We start from the raw sequence: 18460 nt of genomic DNA, 5'->3' as shown, positions 1-18460 counted from the left end.
CTTTTTTTATTAAACATATGTTCTACTTTATACGTCGTAAAACAGACTGTTTTGTTACAAACAAATTTATTACCAAGCATTTATGGAAACATTAAGTTATTAAAAACGGTTATTTAACTTGTGCATTGAATTCTCCAAAATGCCATAGGATTCCCGAAGGATCATGAAGAAAAAACTCATTTCCCCAATCATTATAAACAATCTCTGAGCACCTGACATTTTCATACTTTTCTATTAATCCACTTTGCTTCAAATGTTGAAGATGGTTTTGAACATTATCAACTTCAAGAAAAACCATAGTATTATCTATCCAATCTTTTGCGTAATAGTCTTGTAAATAAAAGGCAAATTCTCCTGTTTTAAATACCGACATATTATGAGAAATAACAAATTCTTCAAATCCTAAATCTTTATAAAATTCTCTAGAAATATTGTAAGCTTTTGAACCTATGAATGGTCTTATGGATTTTGGCTTTAGTGTCATATATCTTATATTATAGGATAATAAGTGGTCATTAAACTTTAGGAATCTAAAACCTATAAATAGCTCTCGGATAATCGGACATTCTAATGCCTTCCTTTTGTAATTCGGCTAACGCATTTTTGGCTATCCATTGAGCAGATTTACTTTCAAATTCTAGAATGTCATTAGCGACTTCTATGGCTTTACGATTAAGGTCTACATTTCGTTTTCCTATGTTTCTTAAGGCCCAATTTACGGCTTTTTTCACGTAGAGCCTCTCATCATGGGCTTCGCGTTTTATAATTGATAAAAATTGTTCAAATAAGGCGTTATCTGAAGTTTTATCTGCCATACAATACGATGCTAAAGTAGCAAATGCTGCTCTCTTCTCAAACTCTGGTTCTCTTTGTGACCATTCTAATATTTTTGCAAGAGCAAAATTACTTTTTGAAAACAACTCCATACAAAAGCTGTCACATATTTCCCAATTCTCAAAGGTCTTTACCCATTTTTCCATGAGCTCCTCTGTAATATCTTTGGGTTTAAATAGTTTGCTACATAATAAGCGCGCTTCGTAAATTTCACTATCAAAAAGCTGTAAAGCGAGTGTATTGTCTACACCTATTTCTTTAGCCATTACTTTTAAATCTTTATGATAAATACCTAGTGAATTATATGAGATAATGCCAAACTTCTTCGCTTTAAAAGCTACTTTATCCTTGTCTTCTAAGTCATAAAGGCATTGTATAATTTCATTATAGGTCAATCTACTCATATAACTTCTTGCCTGTCTAAAGAAAAAACGTGCTCTCCTATATTTCTTAGTTTCTCTAAAACACCGTCACTTCCATTATTAACAATCTCATTTCTTTCTTTTTCAGAAATTGGAACCATCCAGAGAAAATTAACTTTAGACAATCTATAATCATCAAGCTCTGGTTGAGGCATAAGATCTAATTTATTTGTTAGGATTACTGAATTAAATTTAGTTGAATTAATCGTTGGAAAATCAATAGTATGACCTTCCCCTAAAAACGTAACATTATGCCAAGGAATTGTAGATTGACCACTAATCCATTCTGCCAATTGTTGAATTTCTTTTTCAGAAAACACAGAATCTAAGATAAGACCAAGTTCAATTCTATTTTTTTTATACCGATCCTCAACATACATCTCTATTACTGGCATAGGTATTATAGAAAGCCCAACGGTTGCAAAAACAACTTGAGATTCTCCTTGTCTTAAATAAAGTCCTTTTGGAGGCCAATTATTTCCATCTATAGCATAATATTTATCATGTGTTCCAAATGCTTTATCATAAGCATCTATAATTTTTGGCTGTTGCAGGTGAAATGGGTTTATTTCATTATCCCAAGAATCCCAATAGGCTTTACATTCTTCAATGCGTTCTATAAAAACATTCGATTCCGTTAGTTCCCACGCAAAATTTCCTTCTCCAATACAATCTTTTGCATAACCATTAAAACCATTGTCTCCACTCCAAATTGGAATAATAGCAATAACATCATCTTTCAACAAAAGTGCTGCAGCATCTCCTTCTTCTGTCCAAATGATTTTTAAATCCTCTTTGTTTAGTTTTTCTTGACCATTAGGAAATTTACAAAACTGCTTTGGCAACATAGGTGGAACTCCCTTTTCCATAAGCTGTTTTTCTAATGTATTAGGTGCTTCTTTCAAGTTTCTTATCCAACATGATTTAACACCAAAATTAGAATTTTCGTTTCCCCACAAATAAAAATAAGCAACTCTATTATCTTGTTCTACAATTGCTGTAATCGGACAAGAAGGCGATTTCAATTCCAAAAGAACTTCTGCTTTTTGAAATTCTTTATCTTTAGAAGAAAATAGATTTTTAAAAAAACTCATAACTATTAATCAATAGGATGCAACTTAGATACTAAAATTAGTACTTATGACGAAGATAAATTTTTATTCACAATAATTATAACAGAATACAAGTGTTTACTTTTGCGACCAATAAATCTTTTTCTTGTTCAAATATGCTTTTTCTAAAGTATTTGTTACTGTTTCTAAAGCTAAGTTAATTTGCAATAAGGCTTCATCAAAACTATCGATTTCGGCATAATAATCCGCTTTAGCCGCATAATATAAATACGCGCGTTGCTCTAAATCTTCTGGTTTTAGTTGTTTCAAATACGTATTTGCTATTTTATAATCCTTAGTCTGCATTGAAATAACTGCCATGGTTAGCAAGTGCGATGCCATAGGTTGTAAAGTATACAAGGCTTTGTACCACTGTAAAATTTTGTTCCAATTGGTGTCTTCAAATCTTTTAGCTTTTAAATGTTCGGCAGCAATCGCAGCTTCATAATGGTAACAAGAAAATTCTTCGGTTTCAACGGCTTTATACATCATGGAATTTCCAAGTTGTATTAACGGCAAATGCCATAAGCTTCTATCTTGTTGTTTTAAATCTAGTACTTCGTTATATACGTTTGTTTTGGCTTCTAATCTTGCCGAATGAAAACACATCAAAGCAAATAGCGCATAACATTCTGGGAATTGGGTTTGTTGATGGTTGAGCAATAATTTACATAAACGCAAGGCTTCACCACATAAATCTTCTCTGATTAATTGGTCTTTACTGTTAGAGTGAAACCCTTCATTAAAAATAAGGTATAACACTTCTAATACACTATCTAAGCGTTCTTGTAAGTCTTTGCCTTGGGGAATATTGAATTGTAAATTGGCTGATTTAATCGCTTTACGAGCGCGTAATAATCGTTTTTTAATCGTTTCTTCTTTGGTGAGTAATGCGGAAGCAATTTCTTTAATACTGAATCCGGAAACGGTTTTTAAAGCAAATGAAATGCGGTCTCTAGGATCTAATTTGGGATGGCAAGCCGTAAATATCATTCTAAGCTGTGCATCTTCTATTTCTGCATCTAAAAACAACTCATTAATAGCAATAGCATCAGTGCCTTGCGTAATATGAAGACTGTTATTTTTTTTAGCTTTTAAGGTTCTAAAAATATCTAGAACTCTATTCTTAGCGGCCTTTGTTAACCATGCTTCAGGATATTCTGGCTGTTCTTTTCTCCAAGACAAGCTCGCTTTTATAAAGGTATCTTGAACGGCATCTTCAATAATATCGAGATGTTGTAGTCCAAATATTCGTGTTAAAACAGAGACCATCTTTCCACTGTGATGGCGAAAAAGATGGTCTATTAGTTTTGGTTCCATTAACGGTTATTGATCGAATACCATAATTTCACGAATTTCTACTGTGTTTCCTAAATCATAATCAGGAAAATCCTTCGCAATCTCTTGAACTGCATCAAAATCCTTGGCTTTTATCAAATAAAATCCACCGACTATTTCTTTGACTTCCGCAGAAGTTAAGTCGGTAACAGTTCTGTCTTTACCAGTAATACGTCTAATTTGTGGTGTTAAGGCTTCACCTCCTTTTAAAATACCTGCTTGTTCCATTTTGGCTCCCCAAGCAAACCATTTTTCCATTCGGCTTTGTAACTCTTCTGGAGACATGCCTAAATCAACATACTCTTTACCAACGAAAATCATCATAAAATCTTTCATAATTTTTAAAATTTAATAGTTATATCCTTATGACGTTTACCAAAAGATAAAAGAGGACAATTATTACATAAAAATTTGAAATAAATATATAGACTTTTTTCTAAAGTAGAATAGTATTAATCAAAAGGTAAGGCATTTGGCGTGTAGTAATATTGAAATTCTACGACTTCACCTGTCTCTAAAGTATCGCGACCTATAAGATAATAGCTTTCTCCAACATGATTACTAAAATATGATTTCGCTGCATGAAATGTAATTACATCACCTGGTTGGTATTGTTTTACAGACTTCACATCTTCATTGTTATAATTAGAATCATCATTAACCTCTAAACTGTAATGACTAAAACGCAAGTTGTCTTTATGCCAACGCAGCGTACTAACAGTTTTTAATTGATGTGGTTTGTTTAAAAAAGACACATAAGGTTCTTCATTTGAAATGTCTTTTTTAGATTTATACAAAATGAAAGCAAATATGGCTGCAAAAAAAAGAATACCTAAAAAACCTATAGTAATAACACCATATCTTATGGTCTTTGACGTTATAGCCATTAGTTAACTAATTTTTCTACAATGGTTTTTACTGGAAGGATTTCTTTAGTATGCTCAATGCTAGGACCAGCTACCCAAACTGTTTTATAAGTCGCTTTTTTCGCTGCTTTTTCTGTCGCTTTCATACCTATTGAAAAACGGATCATTTTTACCCATTTTTTTAGGCTCTTGTTTTTATTTAAAAGATTTTCAATCCAAGTCGCTTTTGTTCCTATTTTCTGAACATAAGGTGTATTAATTACTGTACATGGTGTACCAGAAATACGTTCTGTCATTATAATATCTTTGGCTCCATAATCTACACAGGCTTGTTTGTAATCATCTGTAACACCAGCTTCATTTGAAGCTATAAACGGACTACCAACAGAAACTCCTTCTGCTCCGTAACTTAACATTTTATCAATATCGGCTTTGCAACCTACTCCACCTGCAGAAATCACAGGAATAGTTAATGTTTTACTTAACAGGTTGGTCAATTCTTCTGGTGATAAATTTCCTCTGTGTCCACCAGCTTCATTATTTACAGCGATTGCTGCGTCAGCACCTAATTGCTCCACTTTTTTGGCAAATCTTAAATCGGTAACATCACAAAACACTTTAATACCAGCAGCATGTGCTTGTCTAATGGTTTCTTCCGGACTACCTAATGATGTAATTATAAAGTCACAACCTTCTTCACAAAGCACTTCTAATTGTCCTTTATACTTAACATTAGACTTGTTTACAATTAAGTTAAATCCAAATGAACCACCTTCAACTTTATTGGCTTTAAGGGCTTTTATGGCCGCTCTTAATTCTTCTAAAGTTCTGTAATTTAATGCTGGTATACAACCTGCAATTCCGGCTTTCATTGCTTCTGTAACCATAGCAACATTAGAGACCAAGAACATTGGTGCTTGTATGATTGGGTATTTTATATTTAAAAGTTCTGTGAGTTTTGTAGACATATGTAATTAATTTTAACAACACTTAGACAAGCTTAGTGTGACATTTATTAATAATACAAATGTAATAAATATTATGCACGCATAACACTTTTATTCCAAAAACCGATAATAGCCACATTTTAAATAGGCTCCTTCTGGAAATGCTATAGGATGGTCTATATCGTGTTTGGTTTTTAATTCTGTTTCAAAAAGTCTTGATTTAGAATTTAAGACTTGAGAGTTTAAATCAAAAAATGCTTGGGCCAATACTCTAGATGAGCATGATGCTAACACTAAGAGCCCGTTTTTAGCAGTGAGCTTCTCTCCTAGTTCTGCCAATTGCGCATATTTCTTTTTTGCTAAATCAATTTCAGATTGCTGTTTTGCAAAACTTGGAGGATCTATAACCACCACATCATAGGTTTTACCTTTTTGTATTAAAGCTTTCATTTCTACAAAGGCATCACCTGAAATGGTTTTATGTTGACCAGTATAAGCATTTAACTTTCCATTTTCGCGCGCCATATCTAAAGCCTGTTTACTAATATCTAAACTTGTGACATCCGTTGCACCCTTTGCCAACGCATGAACAGAGAATCCTCCGGCATAAGAAAACACATCTAATACAGATTTGCCTTTGCTCATTTCTCCAACGCGTCTTCTATTGTCTCTATGATCTAAAAAATAACCTGTTTTATGACCTTTAATAACATTTGCAGAAAATTTCACATCATGCTCTACAAACTCAACAACTTCATTGTCTAGTGTACCATATATCACTTCACCATCTTTTAATGAATGATTTGTACTATTCTGTAAGCTTCTACTTAAACGCATAACCACAGTTTCAGCTTTTGAAATTTGTTGTAAACTTTTTAAAATAGGTTCTAAATATGGTAACCAAATTTCGGAATATAGTTTTACAACTAAAACGGTGTCATATACATCGGCAATTAACCCAGGAAAACCATCATTTTCGCCAAATAATAGACGATAACTATTGGTGTTGGTTTGCAATAATTCTAAACGTTTTTCAAAAGCCAATTCTATTTTATGCTGAAAAAAAGCAGCATCAATTTTAACTTTAGTTTCAGCATTATGAATGATTTTAATACGAATAGGTGAATTAGCATCGTATAAGCCAAAACCAACAACTTTGTTTTTATTTTTACTAAATATAATAGCTAAGTCACCTGTTTTGGCATCATCATTTATCTTAACAATACTGTTAGAAAACACCCAAGGATGACCTTTAACAACAAATTGTTCGCCTTTAGCGTTTAATTTAACGGCTAAATTTTTAGTATCCTTTTTTACGAATGTCATATTAAATGTCATAACTATTTTAAGCTAATTGAAGGTAAAGTTTTAAAAAAGGCAAAATAAGCCTAAAAAAACTAAAGATTCATTATTCCACAAGTAAAAACGAGCTTGTTTTTACTTATTTATATATTTATAATTTGAATACCTATCTTTGTCACAAACAAACCAAATCTATTCTTAGAAACTGTTTCCAAACCCTATTACAAGTTAATGAAAAACATACTAATATATGGTGCTTCTGGTCATGCAAAAATGATCATAGATATTATTCACAAGAAAAACAACTATACCATTAAAGGTTTTATTGACAGTTTTAAGCCCAAAAATGAAATGATTAGTGGTTATAAAATTCTTGGTAATTTAGAGCAGCTTTCTAGCATAATAGAAGCGTTAAATATTGAAGGTATTGTTATTGCTGTTGGAGACAATTTCACAAGACAATCTGCATATTATAAAATAAGAGAGATTGCGCCACAATTACAATTTGTTTCAATAATTCATCCTAATGCAGTGATTGCAAATGACGTTATTATTGAAGAAGGTACAGTAATAATGGCAAATGCTGTAATTAATGCAAATGCCAAAGTAGGCAAACTAACCATTTTAAATACAGCCTCATCATTAGGTCACGATTCTAAAATGGCAGATTTCTCTAGTTTAGCATCTGGTGTTACTATTGCTGGTAATGTACAAATAGGATTTTGTTCTGCTATTTGTCTTGGTGCATTGGTAATACAGCAAATAACTATAGGAGATAATACGGTTGTAGGAGCTGGTTCTTTAGTTTTAAAATCTATAGGTAATTTAAAACAAGCCTTTGGAAGTCCTATAAATACAGTAAAAGGCAGAGCTGTTGATTCTAAATATTTAGGTTAAAATTCACATGATTTTAAATTATACACGTCATAATTTATTTTGGTTATTAGACCGTATAAAAGGAAATACTATAAAAAAACTGTTAAATGAGATAACGTTTTGTATTGAGAATCCTAACTCTATTAAAGCAAAACAAGTTAAAGATGCACATTTAAAACGCTTGATTGCCCATTCTGTAAAAACAACACCATATTATAAACCGTTTGGAGATGCAACAGACATTTCTGATTTCCCTGTAATTAGGAAAACAACAATTCAAGATAATTTTAAAGCGTTTCAATCAAAAAAATTTAAAGATAAAACTAATTTTAAGGTTTCTACAAGCGGCTCAACAGGAGTTCCCTTTTTCTTATTTCAAAATAAAAATAAACGCCACAGAAACCATGCGGACGCCATTTATTTTTACAACCAGTCCGATTTTAAAATTGGAAATAAATTATACGAACTCGAAGTTTGGCGAGATCACAATAAAAAAGACGCACTTAAATCTTGGTTACAAAATATTGTTCAGTTTGATGTTTCTAGACTTACAGAAGATAGAATTAAAACATTTTTAGAACTATTAAAATTAGATAAACAATCTAAAAAAACACTATTAGGCTTTGCCTCTGCTTATGAAATGATTGCGCAATATTTAGAGAAAAACAATCTCGTATTGAAAGATTTAGGCCTTACTTCTGCTATAGCAAACTCAGAATATTTAAATTCTTACACCAAAACAACCTTAGGTAAACATCTTAATACGACTGTACTTTCAAGATATTCAAGTGAAGAAATAGGTATTATAGCACAACAAACTATAGATTCTCCAAATTGCTTTGTAATTAATGAAGCTAGTTACCATATTGAGTTATTGCAATTAGACAATGATTTGCCTGCAGAACGTGGAGACTTTGGTCGGATTATAGTTACCGATTTATTTAATTATGCCATGCCAATAATTAGATACGATACTGGAGATATTGCAAAATTAGGTGAGCATAAAAACGGCATAAAAGTATTTACTCAAATTGAAGGTCGGAAAATGGATCTTATATACGACTCTAAAGGTAACATGATGTCGTCTTTTGTGGTGTATACTAAATTTTATAAGTATTACCACTTATTGAAACAGTATCAATTCATTCAACAAGGAGAAAAAACATATGATATCAAGTTAAATCTTCAAGGAGACACTTTTCCATTTGAAGATGACTTAATCGCTGATATTAAATCTGATTTCGGAGAAGATGCTGTAATACATATTATTTATGTAGATGAAATTCCTGCTTTAGCCTCAGGAAAACGCCGTAAGGTAATTAACAATTATAAGAAGAGTTAGTCTTATTTTAAACCTAAACTCAGGATCTCATCTGTAAATTCGCCAAATAAAGGACCATTTGTAATTTGATGTAAATCTACATCTTGATAATAGGTATTGTATTCAATAAAAACAGGGAATTCATTATCGTTAATACCAATATCCCAAGATATAAATTTAAAATATGGCACTTTAGGGTGCATTGTTTTTACCATATCTAAAACTTTTGAATAATTAGGTATTTGAAAACCTTTAAAAGAGACATGAGTATGGGTTTCTGTATAAACATTGCCATTTTTAGAATAGCCTTTATGTTTTAAATTTCCCTCAGGATCAATTCCACAGACAATACCACCTCCAGAAAAATTATCTGTATGATGTCCTGGTTGCCCTATCCGTATTACGGAAGATAAAATATGTACACCATCTGGCTTAAGATAACTCATTAACCTCAGCGTATTAAGAGATGACGGATTAAGCTCTTTCATTGCAGAACTTTGCTCTACAAGTTCTTGAACAATAAAGTCTTTTTTATATAATCTAAACAACTCTATGGTTTCAAGATTCTTATATGTCGTCCTATTATTTTTAATACGAAACGATTCAACCATAATTCCATTACCAGAATCAATAGTTGGTTTAATAACAAAGGGTTTATTATGGTTATTACAAACTTTAACCGCAATAGCCTCACTTACAATCTCATTATCTACATAGTAAAAGCCATTTATATTCTGTACTACTTTTACAGGCTGATTAACCTCTTTAAATAAAGCATAAGACAAATTTTTATCTAATAGCGCTGGCCATTGTCGCATTTCGTTAAACTTTGGAGAGATAATGGCACTAAATATATCTTCGGGAATATAATTAGGGTAAAATTCGCCACTTATACTCTTATAATAACTGTGCCAATAGGTGTTTTGTAAGTTATAGCCTTTAGATTTAAAATAAGCCTTTGCCTGCTGAACTTCTTCTGGTTTTAATTGTGCTGTATTGTTTTTTCTATTCGTCTCTTTTATAGCTTTTCTGGTGTTCATTTTTAAATTAAACTCCATAAAACGTTTTTTGAAATTCAAAACATGTGTAATCAATAATCGTTTTAACGAGTTATATACATTCATTTTAGGTGCTTTTAATTTAAAATCCAGATGAGTATCTCATATCAAACATAGAAATAATTTGAAAGAGTTTTGAATTATGATTCATTTTTAATTTAAATATATGATAAAAGAAAAACGCAACCCATCCTATTTAATATAAGAGGTTGCGTTCTTCTATGCTACAATATTAAGGTTTCTTATTAATTAAGATCCAATCTCAAGCCTATTGAAAGGGTATTTATATCTTGAGGGTTATTTTTAAACATAGGACTTACACTATATTTAGCATACAGACTTAGATCTCTATAACCAACGTATGCACTTGGACCAAAACTAATATTATTCATATTAAACCTATCTTGTTGATTTAAGGTTGTTCGTAAACCATTTTCATCATCAAATTTCATAAACTGCTGTGTATAGATTCTTACTCCTAAATAACCACCTAAACCCATTCTAAAACCACGTTGCGAGCGTAAATAAGACTGCTCTGTTTTACCATGATATTGTGGTTTTGAAAAGTCTAATTCTAAATGTACAGGCAAACTTACATACATATTTGTAAATCGTGATTTATCAATTTTAAAACCAGCATCTTGTAAAGTTGTTTCGTCATTATTAATAACTAATATAGCGTTGTCATGTTCTGGTTTTATTTCATCCGAATATATAGAGAATCCAAATTTAAGATTCCATAGATTAGTAGTTTCTTTTAGTCTATATTTAAAAGTAAAACCAACTTCTCCAAAACCTAACGGGTTCACTTTAAATCCGTCTCCATAATACCCTCCATCGTCATTCAAAGCGGTATGCATTCCAAATGCAATTACAAATTGTGTTGTAAATCGTTTTTCAATTTTAATTCCACTTATTGAATCTTGATAATAATTTTCTTTAGAAAGTGAGGTAAAAATCGGAATGTCTTCCTTCTCTACTTCTTGTTGACCACTAACCTTATCCTTAATTAAAGCCTGTAATTTTTGTTCTTCAATAAAAACAGCTTTATTTATACGTTTAGCATGGTAACTTGCTAGTCTCTTTTTTTCGACCTCAGCAGCTTCTGAAGTCATCTCGTTTTTTTCAACCTTTTTATCTAGCTTCTTGAGTTCTTTTTTTAAAGTGCTCTTTTCTGCGGTTGTAATAGAATCAATTCTAGAAGCGATAATTGCTGCTTTTTCTTCAAAATTTTTAGATTGTGCCATTACATATGACGTACAACACAACATGGCAAATATTAAAATTGTATGCTTCATAATAATATCGTTTTTTTAGTGATTAATGTTATGCTCGTAATTTCTATTAGCAACGGCTTCCTTTATTCTTTTAAATTCTTTGCCTGCTCTTTTGAAAATACTTTTGTTTTTTTCGTCAAATAATTCCTTTTCCATTTCAAGTAAAAGCTGATGAGAATCCAAATAAGAATCTGACAACTGTGTTGTATTCTGAATCAAATCTATACCACTATTGTCTTCTGTTGACTCTAAAAGTTGCTCTGCTGTTATGTATTGAAATTGTTTAGGCGACTTTACAACTGCTAAATCTTCGGTTTCTTTTGGTTTTACAAGGTCTTTTTCTATAATAATTGTAGAATTTTCTGTTGGTAATTTAACGTCCTCATCCGTTTGAATGTCTTGTTTTACAATCTTATTTTTAGCCCCTATTTCTTTTGGATTTGAAACGACTTTAGACTGCTTTTTTATGTTAAGTTCTTCATTAGAATCTTGTGGCTCTTCTAATACGATAGCTTTAGTCTCACCTACAGAATCTGGTAATATTTGTTGCTGAATTTCTTCTGGTAATTCTTTTTCAAAACCGATTTCAATAGGTTGTTCTACGACTCCTTGGTTAAATAGTAATTTACCTCCAACAAAGAACAATCCTAAAACTAAAGACGCAGCTACAGCATAATTTAGCCAAAGTTTTTTCTTCTTTTTAGGCTTAGTGTTTAAAGCCATAATTAAGCGTTCTCTAGCTTCTGAAGATGGCTCTATGCTTCTGTCTTTAAAGTTATCTTGAATTAACTTTTCTATATTATTGGGTTCCATTGTCTTTAGTATTTAAATTAGCAAGACTACTTTTTAAAAGCTTTTTAGCATGTGCTAACTGCGATTTTGAAGTTCCTATACTTACATTTAATAGTTCTGATATCTCTCTATGCTTATAACCTTCAATGACATAAAGATTAAAAATGGTTTTACAACCAATGGGTAACTGATCTACGGCATTTTGTATAATTTCAGAAGTTGAATTATCAGTTATTGAAGCTGGTTGTGAAAAATAGTAATCCCCAATTTCAACCACATTAAATTTATTCTTCTGAATACGCAAATACGAAATACATTCGCGAACCATAATCCGTCTTAACCAACCTTCAAAACTACCATAAGGTTCGTATTTATTAATATTTTGAAACGCTTTATGAAATGATGTAATCATTACATCCTCTGCAAATTGTAAATCTTTTATGTATTGTCTACAAACGCCAAGCATCTTACCCGAAAAGGTATCATAAAGTGCCAGTTGAGCTTTTTGGTTGGATTTTTGTGCTAATCCAACCAGCTCACTCACGTTTTGATTTATAGATACTAATTTTGACATTGTATATGCTGGTCTAATTTTTAATTTGGCAAACGGATTTAATTATAAAGTAATGTTTTAATTATGTTCAATTTTAAATTCTATATTCAAATATTAAACCAGCATTTAATATACCTCCTGGCGAAAAACTACTGAAAGTAGAAACAATTCTTAAACCATAATTTAATTTGCTTTTTAAATTGAACGTGGTTTGAATACCTAAATCTATACCCAGCCCATTGTTATCGTCCTCAAGAATTTTTTTATCAAAATTAATATACGAAAATCCAAATATAGATTCGAGTTTAGTGCTTTCTGATTTTGCAAAATCATAAGTAACTTGAATGGCGTATTTATCTAATTTATAATTTGTATCCAATGCTTTACTTCTCATAGTTGCATTTGATATTAATAAGCCAACACCTATGTCATTGCTAATAGCATATCCTAAATATGCTTCTAAGTTTTCTCCAGAATCTTTAGCAACCAATTGCTCACTTAATGTAAATCCGAAAGTAAATTTTGATGTATCTGCATTCTCATCCTGAGCAGTAACTAAATTAACACTGAAAATTAAGACTAAAATAATAATGTAGTTTACTTTTTTCATAATACTTGTTTTTAAATGATTATTAATTTTGTTTAAAGCGCACTTATGTTTTCGCTTCTATTAATAAAAACGCTTTTAAAACAAAAAGGGTTGGATGAGAAATAAAAAAAGTTAAAAATAAATGCAAATAAAAAAACGCAATCAAATTAATGACCGCGTTTTCTCTGTATAAATTTCTAATTATTAATTTACAATTACTTTTTTGCGTATTAGCCCTCTATTGGTTTCCATAGATAACAGATAAACTCCAAAAGAAAGCTTTTCTGTAGCTAAATAAGCGATATCTCCTTTAACATCTATTAGTAATTTTCCATGAACATTATACAACTTAGCGGACTTTATATGGACTCCATTATTAACCTTTAAATGAAGCCCTCCTTTTGTAGGATTAGGATAAATTGTTACCAACGATTCTAATGAATACGTATTAACACTTAAATTATTTACAACTTCCGTAGAAACCGTGTTTGTTATTATAGGTAGGTTATAATCAAAATATATACGAGCATTACCACTCATTACATCTCCCAATTGAACAGTTACTTTAGGTTTAATTTTGTACGCAATAAAACCTGTACTTCCTACTTCATCAACAGATTCGTATGGTAAATTTATAGCATCAAATACAAACTCTATCATATTACCGTTTGTGATATTTACATTGTAATCATGACTTGCACTTGTCACTTTAAAGGTACTCCAATCTAAATCTGTATCTAAATCATCTTCAATTCTAACAAAAGTAGCATTAGCCGTTCCTGTATTTTGAAACCTAATTATGTAATCTAAATAATTAGCAGTGTCATCTTCGGTAATAAATGCACCTTGAAGTACACGTTTGTCATTAGGATCGTAAGCATTAACGACAGTTTGTTCTAGTTGGTATGTATTATCATTTGGAGTATAATCATTTGTATTTGGTATAACCGACGCTGTAAAACTTAAAACATCATCTCCATTTACTGTTGGTGGTGTAAAGGTTTGCATTACAATATCGATTTCTTGAGTTTGAAAAGGATTGAGATCAGAAATAGCAAAGCTTAGACTATTAGTAGAAGTCACAATTTCTGCGAGTGTTGCCGAAATAAAAGACTGTTTTGAAGCATCAAAAGTTACATGCGCTATAATATTATGAATAGTTTCTGTACCTATGTTTTCAATTATTAGCTTATAGTTGGCTTCAAACCCTGGTCTTGCATCACTAATAGGTAAAATTTTTATATTCAAATCTTCTACCGTTTGATTGGCTGTTAAGCAAAAGTCTACAATATGAGTAGGATTAGTATTATTTAATGTCACTGATGTTGTCACAGGTGATACATCAAAATAAAAAGGTGTGTTTATAAGATTTAAATCGTACGTTCCATCTATTAAACTTAAATCATAACTCCCCTCTAAAGCCATAGTACCATAATCAAAATCACTATTTATTGCACTTACAACAATACCATTAGCAACCATATCACTTACATCACAACCATTATTATCTGCATCAAAAAAAACAGCGCCAGAAATTGAATAATTTTCACAATCACTACTGAGTTCATCATCCACAAAATTCCAACCTGCTTCTTCAATTAAATAAGAGCGCACTGCTGCATCGCAATAAAAAACATCTTCTGCTATAATCGTTTTGTTTTGTAATCCCGATTGTGCAAAAGCTAGAATTAATGCATCATAATTTGCAGTATCTAGAGCAGTATAACTTAAGAACGTTTTCCCATAACTAGGAGAATTCAAATCTATTACCGACTCAAAATTCCAACTTGAAATATCTTGATTAAATGATGTGGCGTGATGAAATAACCCATTGATTAATTCAACATTTGATATATCCCAATTATCTAAAGGTTGATTAAAAGATGATGCGCCACTAAACATTTCACTTATTGTGTGAACGTTAGACATATCCCAATCATTTAAAGGTTGATTAAATGCCGTTGCATCTTTAAACATACTGTTCATACTTAAAGCTCCTGTGACATCCCAAGCATTAATATCTTGATTAAAAGACGTAGCATTAACAAACATATTCCCAAATTCTTCAACATTTGACACATCCCAATTGTCTAAAGGCTGATTAAAAGAAACTGCATTTCTAAACATCCAATACATATCTGTAACATTAGACACATCCCAGTTATTTAAGGGCTGATTAAAGCTACTGTTATCCTCAGTAAAGCATCCAAACATACCATCCATATTGGTTACATTTGAGACATCCCAATCATTAATATTTTGGTTAAATGAAGACGCTCTACTAAACATACCACTCATATTTGTTACGTTAGAGACATCCCATTCATTAAGACTTTGATTAAACAGTGTTGCTTCTTCAAATAAAGCGTACATACTAGTAACATTAGAAACATCCCAATCATTTATGGGAGAATTAAACGAACTTGCACCACTAAACATTTCGTCCATATTAGTCACTAAACTTAAATCTGGTGTATCTGTTGCGTTTACAACTAAATTCCTCAAACCTTTAAAAGCTCTTTCCATAGATATCCATTGCGCAGTTCCCCATTGTTCTATAGATTTTACTTTTAAATGCATATTATAACCTTGATTATCATACACTACTCTATTGAAATCTCCACTCACTACTATTGTATAAACTCCTGGTGCGTCATATACATGATGAATACCGGAATTGATATCATCTTCTGTTAAAAAATTACCATCACCCAAATCAATAGTAAATTGTCCACCATAAAATGGATAGGTTACATACAGCCCATTATCGTTATCTACTTCATAGGTAATTATAAAATCTTCTGGGTTCTGAGAATAGCTATTAAAACATATAAGAATTGAAGTCCAAAAAAGGTATAGTTTTTTCATGTCGATTGGTGAGTTAGACTTTAAATATATATTAATTCAACTTTCTAAAACACAAAAAACGCAACCAAATTAATGATTGCGTTTTTTTCTATATAATTTTAGTCTTCCACTACTCCGAGCTTTGTGCTCTTCGTGAAATACTAACCTTCGTTGTCATAAGCGATTCACACAACTTTCGCAAAGAGCGAAAGTTGGTTATCTGTTTACTTTACTTCTTCAAAATCTACATCTTCCACATCGCTAGACTCATCCGCTGGTTGCTCTGCTCCTGCTTCAGGACCTGCTGCACCACCTTGAGCTTCTGCTTGTGCTTTGTACATTTCTTCACTTGCTACTTTCCATGCTTCATTGATTTTCTCTAAAGCTGGTTCTATAACTGCGATATCTTTTGTTTCGTATGCTTTTTTCAATTCTTCAAGAGCATCTTCAATTGGCTTTTTCTTATCGTCAGATAATTTATCACCAAATTCTTTAAGCTGACTTTCAGTTTGGAAAATCATAGAATCTGCCTCGTTTAATTTCTTAGCATTTTCTGCTGCTTTAGCATCAGCTTCTGCATTCGCTTCTGCATCTGCTTTCATCTTTTGGATTTCTTCTTCTGTTAATCCTGATGATGCTTCAATACGGATATCTTGCGTTTTATTTGTTGCTTTATCAGTAGCAGATACTTTAATGATACCATTAGCATCAATATCAAACGTTACTTCAATCTGAGGTGTTCCTCGTCTTGCTGGTGGAATACCATCTAAGTGGAAACGACCAATTGTTTTATTATCTGCTGCCATAGGACGTTCACCTTGTAATACGTGAATCTCTACCGATGGCTGGTTATCTGCAGCTGTTGAGAATACTTGCGATTTCTTTGTTGGAATCGTAGTGTTAGACTCAATTAACTTAGTCATTACATTACCCATAGTTTCGATACCAAGAGATAATGGTGTTACATCTAATAAAAGAACATCTTTTACATCACCTGTTAAAACACCACCTTGAATACCTGCTCCTAAAGACACAACCTCATCAGGATTTACACCTTTACTTGGCGCTTTTCCAAAGAAAGATTCTACAGCTGCTTGTACAGCAGGAATACGTGTAGAACCACCTACTAAAATTACTTGGTCAATATCAGATTTTGTTAAACCTGCAGCTTTTAATGCTGTTTGACATGGCTCTATCGTTCTTTTAATTAAGTCGTCAATTAACTGCTCAAATTTAGAACGTGTTAATGTACGTACCAAGTGTTTAGGACCACTAGCTGTAGCCGTTACGTATGGTAAGTTAATTTCTGTTTGAGAAGAAGACGATAATTCAATTTTCGCTTTTTCAGCAGCTTCTTTTAAACGTTGTAAAGCCATTGGATCTTTACGTAAATCCATATCCTCGTCAGCAATAAATTCTTCAGCTAACCAATCAATGATTCTTTCATCAACATCATCACCACCTAAGTGTGTATCACCATCTGTAGATAATACTTCAAATACACCATCACCTAACTCTAAGATAGACACATCATGCGTACCACCACCAAAATCGAATACTACGATTTTCTGATCAGTACCTTTTTTGTCCATACCATAAGCTAATGCTGCAGCAGTTGGTTCGTTAATAATTCTTCTCACTTTTAAACCTGCAATCTCACCTGCTTCTTTTGTAGCCTGACGTTGTGCATCGTTAAAGTATGCTGGTACAGTAATTACTGCTTCTGTCACATCTTGACCTAAATAGTCCTCAGCTGTTTTCTTCATTTTTTGAAGAATCATTGCCGATAATTCTTGAGGTGTATATAAACGACCATCGATATCTACTCTTGGAGTATCGTTGTCGCCTTTTACCACTTTATATGGTACACGCTCTGCTTCTTTTTTAGACTCAGAATACTTGTTACCCATAAAACGCTTAATAGAATAAATCGTTTTTGTAGGGTTAGTCACTGCTTGTCTCTTTGCTGGATCACCAACTTTAATTTCACCTCCTTCAACGAAAGCGATAACCGAAGGTGTTGTTCTTTTACCTTCAGCGTTTGGGATTACAACTGGCTCATTACCTTCCATTACAGAAACACAAGAGTTAGTTGTACCTAAATCAATTCCAATAATCTTACTCATAATTATATTTGTTATTTGTTTTCCGCTTTCACGGAAAGTGTCGTGTTATTATTTTTTTAACTCGATAACTAATAGTCAATGATTATGCCACGGCAAAAAATATGACATGATGTCACTTTAATTAATTGTTATGAGATAATCACAGCCCGCAACATTAAGCACACTTCTACTTAACATTCTTAAAGTTTTCTTCATCCATA

The 18460-nt window shown here is 32.0% G+C and carries 17 protein-coding genes; 2 read left to right on the top strand and 15 right to left on the bottom strand.

All coding sequences use genetic code 11. The features are described 5' to 3' along the window. Positions 1–109 precede the first annotated feature (109 nt). The 8 genes from VDP25_RS11230 to VDP25_RS11195 form a co-directional block, all read right to left on the bottom strand. A complete protein-coding gene (locus VDP25_RS11230) occupies positions 110–484 on the bottom strand; it encodes a glyoxalase (protein WP_334469783.1) in 375 nt (124 codons plus the stop codon). Positions 485–530: 46 nt separating this feature from the next. After that, positions 531–1238, bottom strand: a complete 708-nt coding sequence (locus VDP25_RS11225; RefSeq protein ID WP_334469781.1) for a DNA alkylation repair protein — start codon at positions 1236–1238, stop codon at positions 531–533. Continuing rightward, the gene (locus tag VDP25_RS11220) at positions 1235–2350 is read right to left on the bottom strand and encodes a suppressor of fused domain protein (RefSeq protein WP_334469779.1); all 1116 of its coding nucleotides are present in this window, start codon (positions 2348–2350) and stop codon (positions 1235–1237) included. Before VDP25_RS11220 ends, VDP25_RS11225 begins: the two co-directional genes overlap by 4 nt. Before the next feature lie 96 nt (positions 2351–2446). After that, positions 2447–3688: an RNA polymerase sigma factor gene (locus tag VDP25_RS11215; RefSeq protein WP_334469777.1), complete on the bottom strand. Its 1242-nt coding sequence runs from the start codon at positions 3686–3688 to the stop codon at positions 2447–2449. 6 nt (positions 3689–3694) lie between these two features. Beyond that, positions 3695–4042 (bottom strand): YciI family protein, encoded by a 348-nt coding sequence (locus VDP25_RS11210; RefSeq protein ID WP_115816784.1) that lies wholly within the window; start codon positions 4040–4042, stop codon positions 3695–3697. A 116-nt stretch (positions 4043–4158) separates the two neighbouring features. Beyond that, positions 4159–4593 (bottom strand): hypothetical protein, encoded by a 435-nt coding sequence (locus VDP25_RS11205; protein WP_334469770.1) that lies wholly within the window; start codon positions 4591–4593, stop codon positions 4159–4161. After that, positions 4593–5540 (bottom strand): NAD(P)H-dependent flavin oxidoreductase, encoded by a 948-nt coding sequence (locus tag VDP25_RS11200; protein WP_334469768.1) that lies wholly within the window; start codon positions 5538–5540, stop codon positions 4593–4595. Before VDP25_RS11200 ends, VDP25_RS11205 begins: the two co-directional genes overlap by 1 nt. Before the next feature lie 90 nt (positions 5541–5630). Next, the gene (locus VDP25_RS11195; RefSeq protein WP_334469766.1) at positions 5631–6845 is read right to left on the bottom strand and encodes a class I SAM-dependent rRNA methyltransferase; all 1215 of its coding nucleotides are present in this window, start codon (positions 6843–6845) and stop codon (positions 5631–5633) included. Positions 6846–7052: 207 nt separating this feature from the next. On the opposite strand from VDP25_RS11195, the gene VDP25_RS11190 reads away from it, so the two are divergent. Then, positions 7053–7718: a NeuD/PglB/VioB family sugar acetyltransferase gene (locus tag VDP25_RS11190; protein WP_334469764.1), complete on the top strand. Its 666-nt coding sequence runs from the start codon at positions 7053–7055 to the stop codon at positions 7716–7718. Positions 7719–7725: 7 nt separating this feature from the next. Next, complete coding sequence (locus VDP25_RS11185; RefSeq protein ID WP_334469762.1) at positions 7726–9039, top strand: CoF synthetase; 1314 nt, start codon at positions 7726–7728, stop codon at positions 9037–9039. Positions 9040–9041: 2 nt separating this feature from the next. Here VDP25_RS11185 and VDP25_RS11180 read toward each other — a convergent pair whose 3' ends face one another. The 7 genes from VDP25_RS11180 to dnaK all read right to left on the bottom strand — a co-directional run bounded on the left by VDP25_RS11180 (position 9042) and on the right by dnaK (position 18260). Further along, on the bottom strand, positions 9042–10142 hold the full coding sequence (locus VDP25_RS11180) for a sugar-transfer associated ATP-grasp domain-containing protein (RefSeq protein WP_334469760.1): 1101 nt from the start codon (positions 10140–10142) through the stop codon (positions 9042–9044). Between the two features lie 179 nt (positions 10143–10321). After that, complete coding sequence (locus tag VDP25_RS11175) at positions 10322–11374, bottom strand: hypothetical protein (protein WP_334469758.1); 1053 nt, start codon at positions 11372–11374, stop codon at positions 10322–10324. Between the two features lie 15 nt (positions 11375–11389). Beyond that, complete coding sequence (locus tag VDP25_RS11170) at positions 11390–12166, bottom strand: hypothetical protein (protein WP_334469756.1); 777 nt, start codon at positions 12164–12166, stop codon at positions 11390–11392. Further along, positions 12153–12719 (bottom strand): RNA polymerase sigma factor, encoded by a 567-nt coding sequence (locus tag VDP25_RS11165; RefSeq protein ID WP_334469754.1) that lies wholly within the window; start codon positions 12717–12719, stop codon positions 12153–12155. The genes VDP25_RS11170 and VDP25_RS11165 overlap by 14 nt, the downstream gene beginning before the upstream one ends. A 73-nt stretch (positions 12720–12792) precedes the next feature. Beyond that, positions 12793–13308 carry an outer membrane beta-barrel protein gene (locus tag VDP25_RS11160; protein WP_334469753.1) on the bottom strand — a complete coding sequence of 172 codons (516 nt, stop codon included), beginning with the start codon at positions 13306–13308 and terminating at the stop codon, positions 12793–12795. Between the two features lie 183 nt (positions 13309–13491). Continuing rightward, a complete protein-coding gene (locus tag VDP25_RS11155) occupies positions 13492–16155 on the bottom strand; it encodes a BspA family leucine-rich repeat surface protein (RefSeq protein ID WP_334469752.1) in 2664 nt (887 codons plus the stop codon). Positions 16156–16358: 203 nt separating this feature from the next. Then, positions 16359–18260 (bottom strand): molecular chaperone DnaK, encoded by a 1902-nt coding sequence (gene dnaK, locus VDP25_RS11150; RefSeq protein WP_334469750.1) that lies wholly within the window; start codon positions 18258–18260, stop codon positions 16359–16361. Between the last annotated feature and the right edge of the window lie 200 nt (positions 18261–18460).

Origin of the sequence: Winogradskyella sp. ECml5-4, from assembly GCF_036903175.1 — a bacterium.
GTDB lineage: Bacteria > Bacteroidota > Bacteroidia > Flavobacteriales > Flavobacteriaceae > Winogradskyella > Winogradskyella damuponensis.
The sequence above is the reverse complement of the archived record's forward strand: the minus strand, read 5'-3'. Positions and strand labels throughout refer to the sequence as shown.

Excerpts from the sequence above, each read along its gene's own strand:
- VDP25_RS11230 (WP_334469783.1), bottom strand. The coding sequence starts at position 484 with ATGACACTAAAGCCAAAATCCATAAGACCATTCATAGGTTCAAAAGCT.
- VDP25_RS11225 (WP_334469781.1), bottom strand. The coding sequence starts at position 1,238 with ATGAGTAGATTGACCTATAATGAAATTATACAATGCCTTTATGACTTA.
- VDP25_RS11220 (WP_334469779.1), bottom strand. The coding sequence starts at position 2,350 with ATGAGTTTTTTTAAAAATCTATTTTCTTCTAAAGATAAAGAATTTCAA.
- VDP25_RS11215 (WP_334469777.1), bottom strand. The coding sequence starts at position 3,688 with ATGGAACCAAAACTAATAGACCATCTTTTTCGCCATCACAGTGGAAAG.
- VDP25_RS11210 (WP_115816784.1), bottom strand. The coding sequence starts at position 4,042 with ATGAAAGATTTTATGATGATTTTCGTTGGTAAAGAGTATGTTGATTTA.
- VDP25_RS11205 (WP_334469770.1), bottom strand. The coding sequence starts at position 4,593 with ATGGCTATAACGTCAAAGACCATAAGATATGGTGTTATTACTATAGGT.
- VDP25_RS11200 (WP_334469768.1), bottom strand. The coding sequence starts at position 5,540 with ATGTCTACAAAACTCACAGAACTTTTAAATATAAAATACCCAATCATA.
- VDP25_RS11195 (WP_334469766.1), bottom strand. The coding sequence starts at position 6,845 with ATGACATTCGTAAAAAAGGATACTAAAAATTTAGCCGTTAAATTAAAC.
- VDP25_RS11190 (WP_334469764.1), top strand. The coding sequence starts at position 7,053 with ATGAAAAACATACTAATATATGGTGCTTCTGGTCATGCAAAAATGATC.
- VDP25_RS11185 (WP_334469762.1), top strand. The coding sequence starts at position 7,726 with ATGATTTTAAATTATACACGTCATAATTTATTTTGGTTATTAGACCGT.
- VDP25_RS11180 (WP_334469760.1), bottom strand. The coding sequence starts at position 10,142 with ATGAATGTATATAACTCGTTAAAACGATTATTGATTACACATGTTTTG.
- VDP25_RS11175 (WP_334469758.1), bottom strand. The coding sequence starts at position 11,374 with ATGAAGCATACAATTTTAATATTTGCCATGTTGTGTTGTACGTCATAT.
- VDP25_RS11170 (WP_334469756.1), bottom strand. The coding sequence starts at position 12,166 with ATGGAACCCAATAATATAGAAAAGTTAATTCAAGATAACTTTAAAGAC.
- VDP25_RS11165 (WP_334469754.1), bottom strand. The coding sequence starts at position 12,719 with ATGTCAAAATTAGTATCTATAAATCAAAACGTGAGTGAGCTGGTTGGA.
- VDP25_RS11160 (WP_334469753.1), bottom strand. The coding sequence starts at position 13,308 with ATGAAAAAAGTAAACTACATTATTATTTTAGTCTTAATTTTCAGTGTT.
- VDP25_RS11155 (WP_334469752.1), bottom strand. The coding sequence starts at position 16,155 with ATGAAAAAACTATACCTTTTTTGGACTTCAATTCTTATATGTTTTAAT.
- dnaK (WP_334469750.1), bottom strand. The coding sequence starts at position 18,260 with ATGAGTAAGATTATTGGAATTGATTTAGGTACAACTAACTCTTGTGTT.